At 48.9% G+C, this 16,958-nt stretch carries 12 protein-coding genes; all 12 read right to left on the bottom strand.

Translation table 11 applies throughout. The annotated features are described in order from the left end of the window. Window positions 1–33: 33 nt before the first annotated feature. The 12 genes from DN599_RS00510 to DN599_RS00455 all read right to left on the bottom strand — a co-directional run bounded on the left by DN599_RS00510 (window position 34) and on the right by DN599_RS00455 (window position 16,871). Window positions 34–864 carry a carbon-nitrogen hydrolase family protein gene (locus DN599_RS00510; RefSeq protein ID WP_110455712.1) on the bottom strand — a complete coding sequence of 277 codons (831 nt, stop codon included), beginning with the start codon at window positions 862–864 and terminating at the stop codon, window positions 34–36. After that, entirely contained in the window at window positions 788–5,050 is a 4,263-nt protein-coding gene (locus tag DN599_RS00505) for a YhdP family protein (protein ID WP_110455711.1), read from the bottom strand. Before DN599_RS00505 ends, DN599_RS00510 begins: the two co-directional genes overlap by 77 nt. Continuing rightward, entirely contained in the window at window positions 5,050–6,552 is a 1,503-nt protein-coding gene (rng, locus tag DN599_RS00500) for a ribonuclease G (protein ID WP_110455710.1), read from the bottom strand. Before rng ends, DN599_RS00505 begins: the two co-directional genes overlap by 1 nt. A 67-nt stretch (window positions 6,553–6,619) precedes the next feature. Beyond that, window positions 6,620–7,201, bottom strand: a complete 582-nt coding sequence (locus DN599_RS00495) for a Maf family protein (protein WP_110455709.1) — start codon at window positions 7,199–7,201, stop codon at window positions 6,620–6,622. 2 nt (window positions 7,202–7,203) lie between these two features. After that, window positions 7,204–7,692 carry a rod shape-determining protein MreD gene (gene mreD / locus DN599_RS00490; RefSeq protein ID WP_110455708.1) on the bottom strand — a complete coding sequence of 163 codons (489 nt, stop codon included), beginning with the start codon at window positions 7,690–7,692 and terminating at the stop codon, window positions 7,204–7,206. Next, window positions 7,689–8,564, bottom strand: a complete 876-nt coding sequence (mreC, locus tag DN599_RS00485) for a rod shape-determining protein MreC (protein ID WP_239473193.1) — start codon at window positions 8,562–8,564, stop codon at window positions 7,689–7,691. Before mreC ends, mreD begins: the two co-directional genes overlap by 4 nt. Window positions 8,565–8,687: 123 nt before the next feature. Then, entirely contained in the window at window positions 8,688–9,737 is a 1,050-nt protein-coding gene (locus tag DN599_RS00480) for a rod shape-determining protein (RefSeq protein WP_110455707.1), read from the bottom strand. A gap of 220 nt (window positions 9,738–9,957) precedes the next feature. Next, window positions 9,958–14,604 (bottom strand): DUF6701 domain-containing protein, encoded by a 4,647-nt coding sequence (locus tag DN599_RS00475; RefSeq protein ID WP_110455706.1) that lies wholly within the window; start codon window positions 14,602–14,604, stop codon window positions 9,958–9,960. Continuing rightward, window positions 14,597–15,046 (bottom strand): MSHA biogenesis protein MshP, encoded by a 450-nt coding sequence (locus tag DN599_RS00470; RefSeq protein WP_110455705.1) that lies wholly within the window; start codon window positions 15,044–15,046, stop codon window positions 14,597–14,599. Before DN599_RS00470 ends, DN599_RS00475 begins: the two co-directional genes overlap by 8 nt. Continuing rightward, window positions 15,036–15,860 (bottom strand): PilW family protein, encoded by an 825-nt coding sequence (locus DN599_RS00465; RefSeq protein WP_110455704.1) that lies wholly within the window; start codon window positions 15,858–15,860, stop codon window positions 15,036–15,038. The genes DN599_RS00470 and DN599_RS00465 overlap by 11 nt, the downstream gene beginning before the upstream one ends. Further along, window positions 15,860–16,435, bottom strand: a complete 576-nt coding sequence (locus DN599_RS00460) for a type II secretion system protein (protein WP_110455703.1) — start codon at window positions 16,433–16,435, stop codon at window positions 15,860–15,862. The genes DN599_RS00465 and DN599_RS00460 overlap by 1 nt, the downstream gene beginning before the upstream one ends. Further along, window positions 16,425–16,871, bottom strand: coding sequence for a pilus assembly FimT family protein (locus DN599_RS00455; protein ID WP_110455702.1), 447 nt, complete (start codon window positions 16,869–16,871; stop codon window positions 16,425–16,427). The genes DN599_RS00460 and DN599_RS00455 overlap by 11 nt, the downstream gene beginning before the upstream one ends. Window positions 16,872–16,958: the final 87 nt, after the last annotated feature.

Here is a 16,958-nt window from a genome sequence, read left to right as displayed (position 1 = left end):
GTTATTTCATGATTCATTCAATACCCAGATCGCTTAAGATCTGAGCTTAGGCACGCTAAACCGATTATGTTTAGCCACTGGTATGGCGCGGCGAATGGGCGCTAGCTCATCCAGTTCGATAGTCGTTGACAGCCAACCGATTTGCTCATTTTTCTGTGCCACTATGTCACCCCATGGGTTTATCACACAACTGTGGCCCCAGGTTTCGCGACTGCCCTGATTGTGTTGCCCCCACTGCGCCGCAGCCAAGACAAAACATTGGGTTTCTATCGCCCGTGCCTGCAGCAAGGGCTGCCAGTGTGCCTTACCCGTGACGCTAGTGAACGCCGCCGGAAGCACAATAATCTCGGCGCCCATCTCTCGCATGGCACGAAACAGATCGGCAAATCTAAGGTCGTAGCATATCGCCATACCGACTTTACCGAAAGGAGTATCAACCACAGTGATACGCTCTCCCGGGCAAAAAGTCTCACTCTCGCGATAGGTTTTAGTACCATCGGCCACATCCACATCAAACAGGTGCAGCTTGTCATAGTGGCCTAACGTAGCGCCCTTATCATCGAACAGATAACTGCGGCTGTAGATCCGTCCATCATCGGCTAAAATCGGTATCGTGCCGGCCACCAGATAAACCCCATATTGCGCCGCCTTTTGTGATAACGCCTGCTTCAGTGGGCTGTGCAGATCACCACTTGCATAGGCGAGCTGCTGGCTTTCATGGCCGCCAAACAACAAACAGCACTCGGGGAGCACCACCAGATGTGGCTGCTCGGTCGGCGCTAATAGCTTAAGCTGCTCGTCGATAAATTGAAGATTCTCGCTGACATCGCGACTGCTTTGACATTGTAATAAGCTGACCTGCATACACTGGCTCCTTGTTATCACGGGTCGAATGGGCACTAGGGAGTTTGCCCTGCTGTTTTATCGGTTTGGGCGACTCATCAAACTCTGGCCGCACCTCAACCGCGGGCTGTGGGATCTCAACCCCTGCGGCGTTGGTTTCAACCGCTGTTTCGCCTTGATTGAGCGTTGGCGATGCGCTTGGTGATGCCTCTTTTGGCACTAAGGGCTTTTGTGATGCGGGTGGTGTCGACGCGGGCACCACTTTCTTACGCAGGTGTTCTGGCAGCACAGATTCTGGGATCTCTATCTCTTTACTCTTACGCTCGAGTTCTTCGAGCTTAGGCTCTGACATAGTGCCGGTTAACCTAAAGCGAATTTCGGAAATCACCTCAATCACAGGCTCAAGCACCTTAGTCAAGGCAAATGCCCCCAAGCCTAAGGTCCAACCGCCAGTGCTCAGTAATACCACAGTCGGTACACTGGAGGCCAGTTGCGGTACGAAGCGAATATCATAATTTAAGCTTTCGGTGGTCAAGTCGGTATAACCACGTACACGCATATTACCGGCCACGGCATCCATCTCCGAGTCTGTGGTTTTAACCACGCCATTATCGATCTTTAATGTGCCTGTAAACGAATTAAAATAGAGGCCTTTACCAAACACATCGGAAAAATCCAGCGACAGCTTTCGTAGCAAAGAGTCTAAACTAAACAGCGAGAAAATCCGCGCCCCCTTGTCACTGACTTGCGACAGATGCCCTTTACCTAGCTGATAGTTAACTTGGCCATTTAAGGTTTCTAACGAAAATGCATAGGGCGCCCCAGCCCAAGATAATTGGGCTTGCAGCGCCACGGGCGATTCTTTAAGCCCTGCATCTATGCCTAAACGTTCTGACACCTCATCAAAGGTGCTAGCCTTAAGATCTAAATCAAACTCGGTGCGATTTTGCTGTTGGCTATTCAGCCAAGCGCCTTTCCCCTTAAAGGTGCTCCCCTCAGTCGTGAGCGAGATAGTCTGAATGTGATAATCGCCATTTTCGGGTGAGGCTTGCAATACTAGATGACCTAAGGGCTTTTCAAAAAAACTAAACTCATCGATATCAATAGCTAAGGGGGGTAAATGACTCAAGACTTTGGCTTGAGCAAAATGTGCAGCCGAGGGATCGGTTTGAGTCGCGACCGCAAAATCGAAATGGCTAGCAACCACCTTGATACCTTGGGTGGCCCAATCGGGATAAAAATCGATGCGACCTAAAAACTCTTTGGCTTGTGCCTCAAAACGCCAGCCATGCTCTGTGGTGTGGCCTTGCAACGCCAATTCGGTCAGCGGTTGACCAAATAACAGTAATTTATCTATGTTGCCATCGAGAGAGATTAACGCGGGGAAGAACCCGCGATTCACCGATTCATCCTCGATCCCATCGACACCATCTGGGGATGCGGCGGCTGGCGTTAAGGCCTTGGCCATGGCCGTTTCTATGTCATCGGTACTGGCAGGAACATCCGCTATCAATCCTTGGATGATGGGTTGCCACTGCACAAAATCAGTCTCGGACAGATCCAGTTGCAGATGGCCTTTATTACGGCGTAATTCGTCTCCAGGTTTAAAGGTGCGCCCCAGCAGCAGATCAAAGTGGGCTAATTGACCGGCCGATTGTTCATTGAAGCCACCCCAAAATTCGAGCTGTTCACCCAATTTAGCCCCAAGCGACGATTGCTTATTATCGCCGATAAGTTCAATCGATAATGCTCTCTTACTCTGGGCACTTTTCGAAAAGTCACCCGGCAACGTCAGGCTAACCCCCTGTAGATCGCTGGTGACTTGCGCCTGCATACGATAACCCAAGGGGTCGAAAATCAATGTTAACGCGCCCTGCCAATCAAGGTTCCCCTGATAATAATCACTCAGAGGATTATCTAGCATCGGCGATAGGCCATCGAGCTGCCATCTGCCTTGCATATCCAAATTTAAACCGTAATTATGGTTAAGCTCGCCAGTATCGAAAGTCAAAGAGACGGGTTGGTCGAAAAGCTGCGCCGTGATGGCCTCGCCCGTGACCACCTCATTAACGAAATATATGTTACCAGTCACATCATTCAGTTGTACGCCGGGCTGAGTGATATACACAGGCGTCTGATTAAAGGTTACGCTGCCACGAATCTCTTCTTGACCGCCATCATACAAGGGAATGGTCAGATCCAGCTTAGCGTCGACCTCTCCTTGCACTTGCACCACCTCAAGCGTGGCGCCAACACTGTCTCTTAACGGCGACTGTAACAACACGGCTTTGGCCGCATCGCCATGGGTATGCAGATCACTTTTCACCGTTAGTACGGTATTATCACCCATACGAGCAATGCCCACATGGGTGCCGTCGGCGACAACATCGAGTAGTTTGCCCTTCTCGACCCAGATATCCATGGCCGCATTTTCAAATAGCGCGCTTAAGCTCAAGGCATCCACTTCGGGCCACTCGGGTACAAATTGATAACGCGCCTGCTGCAGGGAAAACCCCGCCTGAAATACACCACTGTTATCGTCATAGGGAAAGTTGGCTAAGGCACCATGCCATAACACCTTGGCATCATCACTGCGACCAGCTTTGATGGCGCCAGTCAGGTAGTCGATTAAGGCATTACTCATACCATGTTGTGGAAAGTAGCGCTGTGCATTGGCGGCATCTTTCACGACCACATCGGCCAGCAGGCTCAAGTGCGCCTGCTCAGCAAACTGCATTTTTAGGGCGGCGTCGAGACTTAAATCGGCATTAGCAAATTGTAAACGCGGAGCAATGAGCGCCGCCTGATCCATATCATACTTAAGCGCTATAGGCTCACCACTTAATGTCAGCGGCTCAGCAAAGCCGCTATCAAAATCGATACGGTAATCTTGCTTAGGTAACGACACATACAGGTCATCGCCATTAAGCCCAAGTGCGACATCAATTGGACCACTACCCGGGATCCCTTGTGCGTATTGCCAGGCCAACTGCTGCCCCTTGGCAGAGAAACGCAGCGCGGGCGCATCTTGATTGAGCTCATATTCAAAACGCGCATCGACAATGGTTCCACTGGGTGACATCCCTTGCCAGGTATACAGCCCAGCCAACTCCATGCCTGGCAGTAAAGGAAGTAGCGGCAGCAATACACTGGTGTCGAGCCGGTTTATCGCCCCTTGCAGACGCTCGCCACGCTGACTCAAGCTGACATGTAACTGAGGCCACGGCCGCTGATTTGTGGCAAAGGCTAAATCGCTACTCGATAGGTGCCAACCTTGGTCTGTGGGCAACCAGTTAAATTGTCCCGCTTGGATCTCAAATTTCTGTTGCTCCCCTTTGAGCTGCCATTGCAGCCAACTTGGGTTAAACGCCACTGTGGCCGACGTGATTTGCCGCTGCGCAAAACTGGCCCACGCCTGCAAATTTACCACTCCCTCTAACGGCAAAGCATGGCTTTTATCGTAAGGGTTAACTTGTCTTGAAGCCCACTCGCCAAGATCTAACGAGTTGGCGGCTAAATAGATTTGGCCCAGGAGTGTTTCGGGATGTCCCCCGTCACCATTAACCTCGACACTGAGCGATAAACGTTCAACCTCGGATGCACCGCTGTCGAGAAACAATTGACCTTGGCCACGATGAGAGTCGCCACGATTGCGCCAGCGTAAATTATTGATATGAATAGGCGGATATTGATGCCCATCGCTGAGCAGCTGCACTTTAACATCTGTAATGGCAAACCTATCGAGCTGCTCTAACAGCAACTTATATACCCAATCGGTATTGGGGCGCGGCCCGCTCGGTTCGGCAGCCGCCGCATTTAATCGGTCAAGATCGAGCGCGACTTGCACCCCTTCAAAAATCACATTCTCAATTTGTGGTGAGGCCGACATTAGGCTTTGCCAAAAGTCGAGTTTCACATTCACATCATTGATGATTAAGGTAAAGGGTAAATTGCCTTGCGGTGGAAGCACCAAGTTTTTAACCGTCATCGCCGGCCCAAACGCTTGCCATTCGGCGGTGAGTTCGGTCACGTTAACTAAGACTTGGTATTCTTGTTCGATATAGCTGACCAGCTGCTGACGCACCTGATCCAGCTTTGGCAGCAAGCCTCGAAATAAGCTTACGCCAAGGGCAAACACCACTAAAATAATCGCTAGCGTCTGCCAGCATAAACGACCAAAGGTGCGGGGACAAAATGAACGTGACACTACATTATCACCACATCAAATTTATTCTGAGCATACATAGGCTCGCTCTGCAAACGTAATCGTTTACCGATATAGGCGCCCAATTCAGCCACTAAATGACTCTCTTCACCGGTTAAACTGGCGTGCACTGCCGGTGAGCAATAGACTAAAAACTCATCCACATCATAGCCACGATTGAGGCGAATAATCTCGCGGAAAATTTCATAAGAGACGGTTTCCACCGTCTTTAAGGTGCCTTTACCTAAACAAACCGGGCACTCGCCACACAGCACATGCTCTAAACTTTCACGGGTACGCTTACGGGTCATCTCGACTAGGCCAAGACCAGAAAAACCACTGATATTGGTTTTTACTCTATCGGTCGCTAGGGCGGCTTCTAGGGTCGTTAATACCCGTTTTTTGTGATCCTCATTAAGCATATCGATAAAGTCGATAATGATAATGCCCCCTAAATTACGCAGCCGCAGTTGGCGGGCAATGGCATGGGTCGCTTCGAGGTTAGTGTTAAAGATGGTTTCTTCAAGATTACGATGGCCGACAAACGCGCCGGTATTGATATCGACCGTTGTCATGGCTTCGGTTTGATCTATGATCAAGTAGCCACCAGACTTTAACTCGACCTTGCGCCCAAGGGCGCGCTGCACCTCATTTTCGACATCATAAAGATCGAAAATAGGTACTCGACCCGAATAGTGCTCAATCTTATCGGCTATCTCCGGCATAAACTCTTGGGCAAATTGCAGTAACTCTTCATAGGTCTGACCCGAATCCACCTGAATTTGATCCAGTTCGGTGCCGACAAAATCACGCACAATGCGTACCGGTAACGCTAAATCTTGATACAACAGGGCCACACCTGGACGTTTACGGCGCTCGCTGACCTTACCCCACACTCGGCGCAGGAAGGCGGCATCTTGTACTAGCTCTTGCTCGCCCGCATTTTCGGCGGCGGTGCGGATAATAAAACCGCCATCTTCATCGACAAAAGGCTCGGTTAACCCTTTTAGGCGCGCGCGCACCTCTTCAGACTCGATGCGCTGCGACACCCCAATGTGGCTTGAACCCGGCATGAAAACTAAATAACGCGAAGGCAGGGTGATATCTGTAGTTAAACGCGCCCCCTTGGTGCCCAAGGGATCTTTCACCACTTGCACCATAATATCTTGCCCCTGACGAACAAGCTCACCAATGTCGCGCACCACAAAGTTGCCTTTTTCAACATCGGCAACACATTCGGTATGGGGAACGATATCAGAGGCATGCAAGAAGGCGGCTTTATCTAAGCCAATATCGACAAAGGCGGCTTGCATACCGGGTAATACACGGCTAACTTTGCCTTTGTAGATATTGCCAACCAAGCCGCGCTTCATCCGCCGCTCGATATGCACCTCTTGCAAGATACCATATTCGACGAGGGCGACTCGGGCTTCGGTCGGCGTCACATTGATCAATAACTCAGAACCAATCTTACGCTGCACTCTGTTTTTGACAATGTGGCTCATGACTACTCACTTACTCTTGATTTAGGCGTTAGCGTTATTCTCAACACTACAGCTAATTAGTTCAAAATTATAATACCTGCATCTTGCGCAGCAGGGCTTTGGTTTCCACTAAGGGCAAGCCAACAACCGCCGAATAGCTGCCTTGTATCGCTTCGACAAAACACCCACCTAGGCCCTGTATGCCATAGGCCCCGGCCTTATCCATCGGCTCTTGGGTGGCAATATACGCGAGGATATCTTGTTGTGTTAGGCCACAAAATTGCACTTTAGTTTCAACGAGACTCGCTAGCGTCTTAGCCCCATCGGTCACGGCGACCGCCGTCATCACGCTATGCTCGCGTCCTGACAACTGTTGCAGCATCTGCTCGGCATCGGCTTCATCTACCGGTTTACCTAAGATCTGTCCATCGAGCACGACTATGGTATCAGAGCCCAATACCACTGCGGGTGACTGGCCATAAAGTGCCAAACCAGCTTGAGCCTTCTCCACCGCGAGACGCTGTACAAACTGGGCAGCAGTTTCACCTGCTTGGTGGCTCTCGTCGATATCGGCGGCTAATACTTCAAAACGAAATTCGGGATCGGCCATGCCAATTTGGGCTAATAATTCGCGACGACGCGGAGAAGCTGAGGCTAATACTAATGTCATATTTATCTCACTTTATAGATACGCCGCACCCGTCTGAGCACCCAAAAGACCCAAGGCCAAATGATTAAACTCGATACGGCAGGTAAAAACAGGCTGACATCGAAACTGGCCACATCAACCACAAACTCGACCCAAAATACCACCAGATGGTGCAAACAGACCAAACAGGCAATCACTAGGGCTTGTTGCCACATGGGGAAGGTGCGCAGGCGCTGAAAATTCAATACCACCACATAGATAACTAATGACATCGACAAGGCTCGAATACCCAAATGTGCCCCGAGTAAAATATCCAGCAGTACGCCTAAGATCCACGCAGATAAGATATTGTATCTATGGGGCAACGCCATCACCCAATAGATCATTACCAGCAAGATCCAATCGGGTCGCCAGGCCTCTACTATGTTAGGTAACGGCATGATTTGAAACAGCATCGCCACCAAAAAACTTAACCATACGACCCAGCGGCCGTTGGGAACATGCATACTCATGGAGTTACCTCTACCGCAGCGGCGTCAGGCTTGCCGAGTTCAACGCTGCTGAGCACGGCGTTACCATCGGGCCACAGCAACAGTAAATAACGGATCCTATCTAATGCCGCCAGAGGTTGAGCGGTGACGGTGGCATAGCTCTGGCCATCGTCATTATCGACGCTAATAATCCGTGCGACAGGGTATCCTTCGGGAAAACGCTTACCTAAGCCGGATGACACTAAGAGATCGCCAACTCTAAGATCGGTACTCTTAGCGACGTGGCGTAACTCCAGTTCGTCAATTTCCCCCGTGCCTTGTACCATCAGGCGTACATCATTGCGAGTCACTCGCACCGGGATAGCGTGGGTGGCATCAGAGATCAATAACACTCGGCTAGTGAGTTCGCTAATCTCCACCACTTGACCCACGACCCCGTGAGCGTCCACCACGGGCTGTCCAACAAACACGCCACTGCGAGCACCGTGATTTAATACCACATAATGGCGATAAGGGTCGCTGGCCACTTCCATCACCTCTGCGACCACCTTTTTGGCATCCATATGCACAGGAGACCCCAGCAGGGAGCGCAGGCGATCATTTTCTTGGCGCAGGTGTTCAAAGCGTTGCAGACGTTCACTCATTAGCAGTTGTTGGCGTAACAGCTCTTTGTTTTGTTTAGCCAACATATTGCGGGTCGCTAAGCTCTCTGCCGACCAGTCGAGTAGCACACCTGGAATGTTAGCTATGTATTGTAAAGGACTTAAAATGGAAGAGATGGATTGACGTACAGGTTCTAGCCTGTCGTTAGCCACCAGCAGCATCACCGACAAGATGATTGCCAATGTTAGCCTGAATTGATTTGAAATACCGCGCGCAAAAATGGGTTTCATAACACACTTAAGGCAGCTAGCTGCTACAACCTGAACAACGACGTAAATCGAGCCATGTGGTTAAATGGCGAAGAAACTCACCTAACCGGGTTGCCAGCATTAAGCTGCCTGTATTAAATCGAATTAACTTTCTTCTGAAAAGAGATCGCCGCCATGCATATCGATCATCTCTAATGCTTTTCCGCCACCACGAGCGACACACGTTAGTGGATCATCGGCAAGCATCACTGGGATTCCGGTTTCTTGCATCAATAAGCGGTCAAGATCACGCAGCAGTGAACCACCACCGGTAAGCACCATGCCGCGCTCAGAGATATCTGATGCCAATTCAGGAGGCGACTGCTCTAGCGCCACCATGACAGCACTCACTATGCCAGACAGCGGCTCTTGCAACGCTTCTAAAATCTCGTTGCTGTTAAGTGTAAAGCTGCGCGGAACCCCTTCAGCAAGGTTACGGCCACGCACTTCAATTTCCAGCACTTCATCACCAGGGTAGGCGGTACCAATGGTGTGCTTGATCCGCTCTGCGGTAGCTTCGCCAATGAGACTGCCATAGTTTCGACGCACATAGTTGATGATGGCATCATCAAACTTATCACCACCAATACGCACAGAAGAGGAGTACACCACGCCATTTAGCGAGATAATCGCCACTTCGGTAGTACCACCACCAATGTCGATAACCATAGAACCTGTGGCTTCCGATACCGGAAGGCCGGCACCAATTGCCGCCGCCATAGGCTCTTCAATTAAGTAAACTTCACGAGCACCCGCCCCCATCGCCGATTCACGAATAGCTCGACGCTCCACCTGAGTCGCGCCAACAGGTACGCATACCAACACTCGTGGACTTGGACGGAAAACACTGTTGTTATGCACTTGCTTAATGAAATGCTGCAGCATTTTCTCAGTGACATAAAAATCGGCAATCACACCATCTTTCATTGGTCTAATGGCCTGAATATTACCCGGTGTACGGCCCAGCATCTGCTTGGCTTCTGTGCCTACCGCAGCAACAGACTTTTGCCCACTGCTGCCGCGTTCGCCACGAATAGCCACTACCGAAGGCTCGTTTAACACTATGCCCTCTTCGCGAACGTAAATTAAGGTGTTAGCCGTACCCAAATCGATCGAAAGATCGTTAGAAAAAATGCCACGCAGCTTCTTGAACATGTAACCAGCCTGTCTCAGTGGAGTCGGAAAAAGAAAAATCAGGTAACTTTATCAATCGCCCCCCGATTCCACAAGGATATTATGCGGATCCCACCATAAATATCTGTTCATCTGCGAGGTTTGCATCATAAGTGACGTTAGCGGCAGAATTACGCGCCTTATTGCGGCCATTTATGCCTGTACAGTGCACAACGACAGCCGTTACCCAGTGGCCATGAGCTTAATGCACTTCACGCCAAAATATCACCTTATCGTGACCACGATAAGTGCCAAAGTAAGCGCTTGTGCGTGGGTCATACAAGTTACTTGGCGAAACACCATCGTAATCCCAAAACCATTTTAACCAAGGCTCAACATGCTGCTTTAGCGGCACCTCACCCGTTTTGTTTGGAATAGAAAAATAGATAAAGCCATTGCCTAGCCTGAGCTGAGTGTTCTGTAAGGTTAAGCCTGAACTGGTGTAGCCATTCAGCTCAGGAAATCCCGTCGGTGGCTGCATATATAAGCCAGTCGTTGACACCTCGCTCACATCAGCTGAGGTTTGAGTATTATAGATAGAGCAGTTATCTAAATTGTTAGTCACCCAAGTGGCTTCTCCTGTTGGCGCAACGCTGCTGACATACTCGGCGCGCAGCGGCAAACGTAGGCTCTCGGACTCAGGACCATAGCCATTATCTAGCACCATACGGCCATAACGTAATTGCACATCATCATTGAGACCGATGTCATCAAAGTTGATACCGCTACAACTGGTGCTTGCGTTGGTTTGATAGCAAATATTATCGCTATCTTTAACATCATCGCTTGATAGTTGTAGCTCTAGCAAGGCATCGAACGGCGCAATCGGCGTTGGGCTACGATTATAGCTGAGCGAGCTGTTGAGCAAATAAGCCGAACGCGCAATATTGCTATTGCCAGGCAAGTAACGCACCTCTCCAGCATTGACCTCGGCTAAGGGCGGTAACGATGAGCCTACGGTATTGCTAAATATCCGCTTATCCCAATTATTAGAGTATTTCCACCAATCACCAATCTGATAGTTTTTGGTTTCATTACCTTGCTTATCTTTACCGATAACCAATAAACGCGGTTCTAGCCCAGGCTTAAAGCCAAACGGTTGATCCATATAGGTGAAACTGCCACAAGCACTCTGTAATGATGGCTCCACTGGGGTGGCGGTTAAATAGTAAGGCGTAAAACGCCCCATCTTGCCGCTCGTCGCGCCCGGGATACTATAACCAAAATAGCTGTTAGGTTTAGGTATCACCGAAAACTTGAATACTCCGACTTCAGAAACTGACTGTTTAACAGTCTGCCTTCCAGATTTTTGCTCATACACATCCAATCCCAATGAGCCTTTCGCACCACCATCTGCAATGGTAGGAAGCACTAACTCATGGGTTAGTGCTATCCCCTTTAAGGTGAAGTTAGGCGTCAGCGCATTGCCGCTACAAATATCGCCATCGCTGTCAGATTCCCATGCCATTGCCTTTACCGTCATATCAAACTCTTCACCGGCTTTTTTATAAACAGGCCCAGATACACTGCAATCACTGCACGCCTCTGAATCGATACATAAACCCACAGGACGACGGACAAACTTGTTGCTGCCGTTCATCACTAACCCCTGTTCGTCGCCACTGCCTATATATCGGGCATTTAGTTGCATCTCACCGGCATCGGCATAGTTGACATCAATAATCGCTTGCCCTTTGTCATCAAAGCTAAGCGTCAGCTCTTTTGCTTTATCAACCGACTTACCGACTGGACTTTCAATACCCGCGACAGTTACTTTTACAGGCAAGGAACCACTGTTTGGAGTGATATAATCGCTCCAAAAATCAACGGTTTTACCTCCTGTAAAAGCGGGGACACATTGCAAACTTTCACCATCTTTCTTAACTGCTTTAACTAAAATATTGGTTGAAGGCTTATTAGAGAGTTCATCTGGCACGTCAAAAACAAAGCCACTCTCGGCGAAGCTCAGCGTACAACTCGCGATATCTAAATCTCCACTTCCTTTACGGCAAAGAGTATTGCTGCCCGCAATGGTTGATGGCGACGAACTACTGACGCCAATGGTGACCGGAGCTGTGGTATTGGATCTTAAGCTAACAGTGCCAATTCCATTGCTTATAGTGACAATATTGCCACCGACCCACCCACCATTGGTCATATTGGCAGGTAAAAGAGTCGCTGTAACCGGATCGGTAAACAGATCGCATTGGGCATTGCGACATGCCCGAATCGTCATCGACTCAGGATTACAGGTTAATGGATTACTCGAGTAATCAAACTCAAAATGATGCACCTGCTGACCCACAGGTCGAGAATCAAGAGCACAAACCTCAAAATTATCAATCTCATGATTGTTATTAGCGCCACCAGTTGACCCCGTAATAGACAGATAAAAATCTGCAGGGACACCGCCTTGACCATTAATGTTTCTCGCATCAAATTGAGGAACTAATACCTGAAAGCCATTACCATCTTTAATGTCCCGTTCGACCAGAACCAGTGCCTTGTCAGCCTGCCTAGAATCAACCGTAATTCGATATCTATGATTAGGCTTAGCGCTATTGGTTCCTCTCGCATCAATTGTTGGGGATATATTGGCTCTAGTCCCCGCTAAGTACATATAACCACTATTATTTGAACCACGTATAGCAACTGCCTGCAGCCTAAACCCGGGGCCACCACGTTTACCTTCATTAGGATTAGAGAAATTGCCATACTCATCTAGTCCAATGCCTATCCAGCCCCCTGCAAATCCGGGGGTTCCGTCATCTCTTTGTGCGTATCCTAACGAACCGCCAAAGCTGCCAGGTTGAGGTGTAATAGCAGCGTCAGACAAAATAATGGCTACACCATCACCGCCGGTACCTGATGAAGGTGACCAAGCAAAATAATCAAATTCAACTTGAACTAAGTTGTTTTCTGCCGGGAATAACCGCTGAAAAGTACTCGATGTCGCCTGATTGCCACTCGCTGGAGTAATCCTCATCCGCTGTGAATTGATCGCAGGCGGCACCGAACTACCTAGTGTTTTAATTGCCCAATCACTGCCGAGATCTTGGCGATTAAAATCATCTTTAAAGCACCCAAGCTGGGGAGTATCGTCAATGACTTCCAATGCCACAAAACCATATATTTCAGCTATATGGTTGCGCTCACTATCTTGATACTGATCCTCATCTGTTACCATGCTGACTTGAGTATTGGTTAATTGACAGCGCCTCAACCAGCCACCATTATTACCATTACGAGAATGTTTTCCTGCAACTACGGTTGGTTCATTTTCGAATCCAATCAATGATGTAAGGTAGTTACATTGTATTGCCAAATCGACCGTACTATTTAAATTAATCGTTTGAGCATCCGAACCAAACTGATAACGAACATTTTTCCCACCTAACTCAATAATACCGTTACCAGTTTTAAGGGCTAAATAAGCCACTCTCTCAGCATTAAGCTTATTGAGCTGAATATTTTCAGGCTGACATCGTTTATTTCCAAAGCCATTGCCACTACCCGCATTAACGGCTTCAGATACATCAATACCGACAGAGATACTGCTGTTGTTCCATTTCGCCGTACTCGTCAACCAGCAATTATTTTGAGTAGATTGAATTTGATTGAGTACTACGTCATACGGTCTGCTCATCGATACTTGTTGATAATTCTCTGAGTTTCCATAAGAAGGAGTGCTAACATTGACAGTACCAGCCTCAATGTAGCTCCCATCAGATAATTGATGTTCACCCGCAGTAACGGCGATCCAATGAACCTCCGTCATCTGCTGAGATATTTGTCTTGAGCCAACAGGCTGCCTTTGTTGCCAAGTAAATCCACTACTGGTTACTTGAGTTACAAAAACCGATGCTGGGCCGTCATTTTGGGGGTCATTGCCATCAATCATAGGCATTACAAAAATAAGAGGAGTCACTCCTGACTCAAACGGAGTGTCAAAAACAACATTTGTAGAGGTAGCTTTACCGAATTGTAATTGAGAAGAAGCAGCTTTAATCCCTGCGTTGATCGTGCCACCATTCATCCTTAAATAGCGGCTGGTAACCGCACCGTTAATAGTCGATAACCCATTTACCGTGACGATATCATCACTATAAAGTTTCCCGTTTAATAAAGTGCCGCTATTAAGCGTAAAATCATCATAGGCAACTATAGTCAAAGCAGCACCGTTGGCTTCATTAACCTTCGCACCATTTAATTCCGATGAGTTACCGATAAATAAACGCGCATTACCTTGGAGGATAAGCTCGGCATTTTGATTTAATTGTAAATTTTCAATCCAATAGTCTCCTGCAGGAATAATGAGTTTGGCACCATTACCCATGGCGATGTTAGCAAAACGATATTCAGATTGAGACGCTGATAAGGTTAATGTACATTGAGAATACAGAGAAACTGAACCGAACTGCGATTGACCGTCAAAACCTAAGCTTAGCTGATCGCCATTCTTACAATAACCTAAGCCATTAACACCATTACTATATCGAAAGCGGTTGGAACCGCTCATCTTCAAGCCACGAATATCGGTTCCATCAATGGTACACTTCCTATCCCCGCCCATGCTGTCGTCACAACTTTGAAAGGATAAACCTGAGCCATCGTTAACAGAGCAATAATCAAGTGATGCACCACCTGTGCCATTAATCTTACCCGTACCATTTATACTCAGCTGATAGCCAGTAATTTGATGGCATAAGTTATTATTACTACCGTGATGCCCCTGAGCTACGCTGGGGAAAACAACGCTTTCGTCTATTACATCGAATGCTAGCGACGAAAAGCTCACAAGAACTAAGACGATGTAACCTAAAGCCGCTAACAGATATTTATTAATCACGGGCCTCGACCTCCACTTTACGGTTAACTCTCATGCAATTATCGCCGTCACATAGCCCTGCGGAGCAGGTAGCTTCACTGCTAATGAGGTGCTGCACTGTGCCACTGTAATCGGTCGCACGGCACGCAAGCAGGACGCGACACCCCTGAAAGCCAACCACATTCGGTGGGGTCCAAGATTGGGCGCTGTAATCGCATTTTCCGGCACTCGCATCTAGCGGAAATAAGCGTGCTAGCGCCACATCGGCGCCACTGTTAGCTGCGGCAAAAGCGCGAGTGCCCAGCACCTCTAAATTCACCTGATCGTCAGCATCTTGCACCACATTGATCAGCGCCGACGCCAGTAAAAACATCACTGTGATGACAAACAAACCGATCACCAAGGCGCCACCACGCTGGGCGCTCAAGGTCGATGGTATTATGGGGTTAACCTTAGGGGACATTGATCACCTGCACTTGGTGCTGATATTGAAATGTTTGACCGTTTACCTCAAATAGTGGGCTTAATTGCACCACCGCATTATTCATTAAGGTTCCAGGCGTGTAACGGATGGGCGCGTCACTGGCAACATTATTCACCACATTTTCGGCCATCAATACACCAGCTCCCATCTGTGCGGGGCTAGGCTGGGCGACACTAAAATGATAGCCGCTATAACGCCTCACCTCGCCGCTGGCCAAAAAGCAGTAACTGACGGGCCCTGTTACCGTAAAATAGCGCCGCTGCGGCGACGCTTCATCAAAGCGCACCGCGCGGTGAAACTCCACCAAACTGCCGTTCACCTGCTTAATATCGAACATGCGCCCTGTTGTCTCTGCAGGCGTTGCGCCATAAACATGCGCTGCCGTTAGCGGATATACCATCATTTTATGAGTTTCATCAATCGCTTGTGATGGCTGCATGATACTGCCGTTAGCGGCAGCCTCACCCGGCGCGATAGGCAGTTGCAGGTAACTGGCACTGCTCATGATAGGCACATATTCGATGCACTGGTAAGTGGTCGATGCTGGGGTGACGCGTATGCTATTGGGCAGCGCGTTACGCAGCTCACGGGTCATACGTTCGATGGCAAAGCGGCTCTGGCTCAACACCTGATCGACCGAAGTCGATTCAATAAAAATACGGGTTCCCAGCACGATAAAACTGCTCACTCCGACCGCTAAAATCCCTAAGATAATGATCACAGTCACCATCTCAACCAGCGTAAATCCAGAGTGCTGGCGGCGGGTATGAACACTTAGGACGCGATTGTGCATCAGTAGTTACTCCGCAGCGCGTTGTAGGTGATCACTTCACCATTTGGAGTGGTCACATTTATCGTAACCAGCTTGCTATTTTTATCACTATAAGGATAAGTCACGCTGACCGACAGTTGGTAGTTGAGGTATTCCTCGGCATAGGTTCGGGAGGCGTTCAGCATCTGGTTTGATTGAGTCAAGCCATGATAATCGTCGACATCGCGATAAGCATTGCGCGCTAAGCCTGCTGCGCCAAAATCAACTTCGTCGGTGCATGCATCTCCAGCAGGAAGGCCTAAATCGGAACGTGCAGCGGCGCCGCATGCTGGCACGCCGCCATTAGGGTTGCTGTTTTGATCGTAACGTTTGCCCCAAATCTCATTGAGTAATGAATGGGCCAACTCGGCCGAGCGCACGCGATGCAAGGTCTCGGCGGCGCGGTCGGCCTGGGGAAACAGCATGGTCGATAGCATCACCAAGGCGATGCTAAGCACTAACATGCCAACCACCAATTCGATTAAGGTAAAGCCTTGCGCTCCATGATGACCTAGGCGGCGAATAAAATAACTGCGATGGTAAGGGTTAGCGACCATGGATATAGCCCTGACTTTCAATCGTAAGCGTTAACACCTCATCGGCACTCACCTTAATATCGCAACCATGACTGCATGCGGGGACACTGCCATCACGGGCAAATTGCAGCGCAAATACCGACAGGCCATTAAGGCTTAATGCTGTGTTATTGGGCAGTGCTTGCGCTGTACCTGTCACGATAACGCTGCTGCAATCCTCTTGGTAGATCATCATCCGGTAAGCCTTGCTATCGACATTGGCGCCATAGCAACGGTCTTGATTATTCATCGCCATCAACTGCACCCGTCGCAACTCGGCGATAAACTCATCTCTTAAGGTGAAGGCACTAAAATTGCTAGCAGAAAAAAACCGTGGCAACACCACCACAGACAAGATGGCAATCAACATGATGGTGGTCACTAGCTCCACAAGGGTAATGCCTTGCTGTTTTCCCATTGATATTCCGCCCACAAGCCGCTGATAGCGTTATATTTTCTAATAACCTAATGAGTATGGCAAATAATACTATTCATTTCAGATATT

It is taken from the genome of Shewanella algidipiscicola, from assembly GCF_900380485.1.
Classification (GTDB): Bacteria; Pseudomonadota; Gammaproteobacteria; order Enterobacterales; family Shewanellaceae; genus Shewanella; species Shewanella algidipiscicola.
The sequence above is the reverse complement of the archived record's forward strand: the minus strand, read 5'-3'. Positions and strand labels throughout refer to the sequence as shown.

What these genes read in the sequence shown, in the direction of transcription:
- DN599_RS00510 (WP_110455712.1), bottom strand. Translation starts at nt 864, where the DNA reads ATGCAGGTCAGCTTATTACAATGTCAAAGCAGTCGCGATGTCAGCGAG.
- rng (WP_110455710.1), bottom strand. Translation starts at nt 6,552, where the DNA reads ATGAGCCACATTGTCAAAAACAGAGTGCAGCGTAAGATTGGTTCTGAG.
- DN599_RS00495 (WP_110455709.1), bottom strand. Translation starts at nt 7,201, where the DNA reads ATGACATTAGTATTAGCCTCAGCTTCTCCGCGTCGTCGCGAATTATTA.
- mreD (WP_110455708.1), bottom strand. Translation starts at nt 7,692, where the DNA reads ATGAGTATGCATGTTCCCAACGGCCGCTGGGTCGTATGGTTAAGTTTT.
- mreC (WP_239473193.1), bottom strand. Translation starts at nt 8,564, where the DNA reads ATGAAACCCATTTTTGCGCGCGGTATTTCAAATCAATTCAGGCTAACA.
- DN599_RS00480 (WP_110455707.1), bottom strand. Translation starts at nt 9,737, where the DNA reads ATGTTCAAGAAGCTGCGTGGCATTTTTTCTAACGATCTTTCGATCGAT.
- DN599_RS00470 (WP_110455705.1), bottom strand. Translation starts at nt 15,046, where the DNA reads ATGTCCCCTAAGGTTAACCCCATAATACCATCGACCTTGAGCGCCCAG.
- DN599_RS00465 (WP_110455704.1), bottom strand. Translation starts at nt 15,860, where the DNA reads ATGCACAATCGCGTCCTAAGTGTTCATACCCGCCGCCAGCACTCTGGA.
- DN599_RS00460 (WP_110455703.1), bottom strand. Translation starts at nt 16,435, where the DNA reads ATGGTCGCTAACCCTTACCATCGCAGTTATTTTATTCGCCGCCTAGGT.
- DN599_RS00455 (WP_110455702.1), bottom strand. Translation starts at nt 16,871, where the DNA reads ATGGGAAAACAGCAAGGCATTACCCTTGTGGAGCTAGTGACCACCATC.